We start from the raw sequence: 4,203 nt of genomic DNA on the forward strand, positions 1-4,203 counted from the left end.
CCACCCCGCCCACACCGCACCGACCGCTTCGGCCTGGCGCACGGTCTCCCCCTGCTCACGCAGGGACTCCGCGTAGTGCGCGCCCTCGACGGACACCTTTTCTCGCATCTCTTCCAGTCGCGGGCACAACCACTGCAGGAACGACGCCATCAGGAGGGCTCGTCCATGCCGAGACTGCTCACTGTCGAGGCGAATGAGCTCGTCGAGCTCGATCTCATCTGACTGCAACGGCACCACCAACATGCGCTGAGCACCGGAACCGGGCCGCGGCATGACCTCCGAGGTCACCATCGCAGACGAGCGAGGCGCTGTGCCGTCGAGGATGCTCAACCCATCGCGAGAGGAACGCGAGCGCTGCTCCCCGTTGTGCACCATCCGAGCGAACTCCTCAAGAGCCTTCTGTGCTGCCCCCCAATCCCGCGTCGGGGCAACATCATCGGCCCAGTACAAAGCATCCTTGGACGAATTGAGCTTGATACGAAGAGCATTGAGGGTGTCACCGTTACCCGACATCGACGACGCCGGCCGCCGGCGATCCCAGAGCTCACCGAAGTGATGCATAGCGATCGATGCAATCGAAGTCTTGTACGACCCCGGTGATCCGACCAGAGTGAGCACCCACGGATTCGGACCCAACGCCGCACGAAAGACGTGCCCGAGCAGCGGAGCAGCGACCCGCACCGGCAAACGAGTGAGCATCGACCCCGAATCGATCATGAACGCATCCCGCAGCCTGCCGGCATCAGCGATCGGGCACGGCAGGTCGTATCGCGACAACGGACCACTCAACAGCACCGGAGCAACCCGCGCACCCGATGCACTGATCGCACCGCCCGCGTGCACGTAGAACCACTCGTCGTCACGGTCCTTGCGCCAACCGGTCGACCGGAAACGTACGGTCCGGGCGATCGCCAACCCTCCAGCGACCTTCAGTGCATCACGGAGCTTCGCGATCCCTGAGGGCTTCGAGTCGTAGGTCGGGGGCCCTGGCAGAGAATCGACCCAGGTGCAGTCCCGATAGTCCTGAGCATCGACTCTCATCCGCATGAACTCGCCCGTATCGGGATGGGTGTATCCGATCACCACAGCCGAAAGCTGTTCAGGTGAAGGTGGATTCGCCTCACGCTGGCCAACGATGTCCTCGCGTCCGAGCAGAATGGGTGCATCGACGTCCAGACCGTCGTTCTGAGACTCAAGGTATTCCATTTCTACAATCCGCGCATCGATGCTGAGCACCATCTTGGCGCTCTGCTCTCCATCTCGATTGGTCACGATCTCGACCAGGTTGCCCTCGACAACCCGGTAGGTTGGTGCCGAAATCTGCGCTCCACGGGTAGCTCCCCCGACAACGTGGAGCCGTCGCCCCTCGGTGAAAGGGGTACTCGAATTATCGGCATCGAGGCCTTCGGATCCCGACGACTGCGCTCCGGCGCGCTCGTCGTCGTGCAGCAGCGGTGGGATCGGGGTGCGCGAAATATCGTGTGCCCCACGAGCTGCGGTACGTGCGGTACGCCACACCGTGGTAGCGGCATCGACCGCCTCCTGCGACCACGCAGTGCCCTCCGCGGCTGCGAAACCACGGACGGCATCGACCGCTTCGCTCAACGGCTCGAACAGGCGCTCTGCCTCGATCGCCCATCGCTGCGCAAGGCGCATCTCATCGGAGCACTCGTCCTCGTGACCGGAGACCCGGCCGCGTTCGACCCGCGCCGCAGCCTCACCTGCCGCTTTCTCGACCTCGACGGACTTCCCGCGCAGCTTGGCCAGAGCCGCATGCGCTGCCACCTCGCCGACACTGACGGGTACGAACCCGTGCCAGACGTCGTCGTCCTGCCACAGCTTGGCTTCGACGTGATCGGTGAAATCCGACTTGTCCGCAGCCGTGCCAGGCAGGAGGAGTTGCACATCGGCATTGACCGCGCCGAGCAGCGATGCGAGCTCGATGCCTCGGTCGTACCCGGCACCGTCGCGATCGAGAACGACCCGCACTATGGCACCGGTGAACACCTCGGCAAGCTGCGGCGGAAAATTGAGTCCGCCTTGAGCGTTCGTAGTTGCGTTGAGTCCTAGACCCAGCGCAGTCTCGACATCCTTCTCCCCCTCCAGGAGCCAGACCGGCTGGCCGGACGAGAGAGCGGTGTGAAGCAGCGGCATCGCAAACAGGACAGGTGTGAACACCGCTGGCTTGCGTTTGACGTAGGTGCGATTCGGTCCGACGAACAACTGCCGGAAACGTTTGTGTCGTGTACCGCAGTCCGCGCATTCTTCGCGAATGACTTCCTGCACCAACGTGCCGTCAACGTCGGTATAGGGGTAACGAGTGACCTCCGACCACACGTGTTCACCGTCGGGTTCAGGTACGGGACCTGCGATCCGAGCGGGAAGCCGCCCGAGTCGTCCACGTCGCTTGCCGGCTGCTCGCTGCTGGGGCGAGCGACCCACTCGCGGCGAACCTGGGTCGCGGGCTGGCAGCGGTTCGTCGAACAGGTCCGATACAGCGATATCGAGAGCTTCCGCGATCTCGGCGGCCGTTGCGGAGCAACCATGGCAGCGCAGAAGAACCATGCCCGCGCCGCGTGGTCCTGGCGTCCAAGTCACCGAGAGCGAGGCGTGGTGATCATCGTGAACAGGGCAACGCGCCTGAAACTGTGAGCTGGAGGTGGACTTGAATCCGCCGAGCTGCTCAAGGCGTGGACGAATGTTGTCCATCGACCACATATGGCCACGAGATGGCTCAGGTGAAGTCATCGGTCACCGCCGCTGCGGGGGTGGCGCGACGCGACGCGCATCGGGTTCGGCCAGCAAATCGCGGCGAGGCAGGGGTACTGAGCTATGATGTCAATACACCTCCTGTCGTGTTCGTGGTTGTTCCCGGTGGGTGGTTGAGAACGGATTGATCCGTTCATCAGTGAGTCCGAAAGGCCCCCCTTCCCGCCGCCAAGCACGAGGGGGGTTTTTCACTGTCTAGGGGCCGGTCATCACGCGCCCAGCTTGTACTGGTCGGGGTTGATTCGCTCCCTGATGTAATGGGGCATGGGCAGATCGTGGTGTTGCGCCATGACATAGACGTAGTAATCGCCGAGATCGAGGCCGAGTGCATCGGCCTCGTCCTTGTAGTGCGCGTATTGCTCTTCGGGAGTGCGCACCATTGCGGGTTTGCGAGGGCCTTTCGACTCTCTCCCAGGTTTGCTTCCAGCCATGCGGTCACCCTAAGGCAATTCGGTAACAGAAACATGGAGGACCCGACGGTCGGTGTGTCGCCCGCCGGCCTCCTCACATTCACTGCGTATCTCCCGCGGTCGTTGCTAATGCTGTTGGCCCACACACGACAGGTAGATCCGAGTCGATCCACCTCTGTGACACGTGGGGCAAAACTCTTGATGCATTCTCTCCACGAGACCGGACACGACGAACAGATCGACTCGTCGACGAGGTGCACGACAGCGTTGGCACTTTCCGTCACGCGTGAACCTTGGGCCGAACGAGTGGGGAGCATGGGGAGCACCACCATCAGTGCAGGTGGAAGGCACAAAAATGCTCCCCACCGGAGTGGGGAGCATGGTGGGGAGCATGGTGGGGAGCCAAGAGCAAGACGCTCCGAAAACGAGATCAGGAAATCACGTAGGCCTCGACGACTGCCGCGATCAGAGCACTGCGCGAGGGAATCAACGGACTCGACGCCACCTGCTGATCGATCCACTCGGTTTGGTCAACCACCAGGTGCGGACGCACCTCCACTCCCCCAGTCGCCACCTTTGGTCGAGCGCGTCGAGGCATTCCGCCGTGCGCGTTCCCGACCGGCTTCGGGGCAAAGAGACGAACAAGAGTGTCTGGAGTGTGTTCGGCGAAGGCGTCCTCCACGATTTCGCCGTACGACTTCTTCTCCCGCTGAGACCGCGTCTTCCACGCCTCTTTTACAGCTGCCGGAACGTAGACCGCGGTGGGTCGTACGGCACCTTCCGCACTTGTCGCCGCCGAAGTCGACGGCTCGTCCTCTGTCGCCGGCGTAGGGAGCTCCGGCGCGACTACGTTCGAGACACCCCCGCCCCCCGCATCCGAGATAGTCGCGGCCCCCGACTCAGTTTCTGCCTGATCAACTCCACCCGGCAGTCGCTGTTCAAGCGTCTCCTCGGGTACTGGCGTCGCGTCGCTGAGCCCTGCCGACTCTGGCGGGACGGCCTCGACAAGGGCGTGCTCGGTGGT

At 63.1% G+C, this 4,203-nt stretch carries 2 protein-coding genes and 1 pseudogene; all 3 read right to left on the reverse strand.

What is annotated here, in order from left to right; genetic code table 11:
• Positions 1-2,565, reverse strand: a pseudogene (locus tag A2J03_RS21435) (telomere-binding protein); the annotation flags it as partial.
• Positions 2,566-2,978: 413 nt separating this feature from the next.
• Positions 2,979-3,200 carry a hypothetical protein gene (locus A2J03_RS30660; RefSeq protein ID WP_156520502.1) on the reverse strand — a complete coding sequence of 74 codons (222 nt, stop codon included), beginning with the start codon at positions 3,198-3,200 and terminating at the stop codon, positions 2,979-2,981.
• Between the two features lie 409 nt (positions 3,201-3,609).
• On the reverse strand, positions 3,610-4,203 hold a 594-nt coding region (locus A2J03_RS31775; protein WP_068378043.1), incomplete at its 5' end, for a hypothetical protein.

Origin of the sequence: Rhodococcus sp. EPR-157, assembly GCF_001647195.1 — a bacterium.
Classification (GTDB): domain Bacteria; phylum Actinomycetota; class Actinomycetes; order Mycobacteriales; family Mycobacteriaceae; genus Rhodococcoides.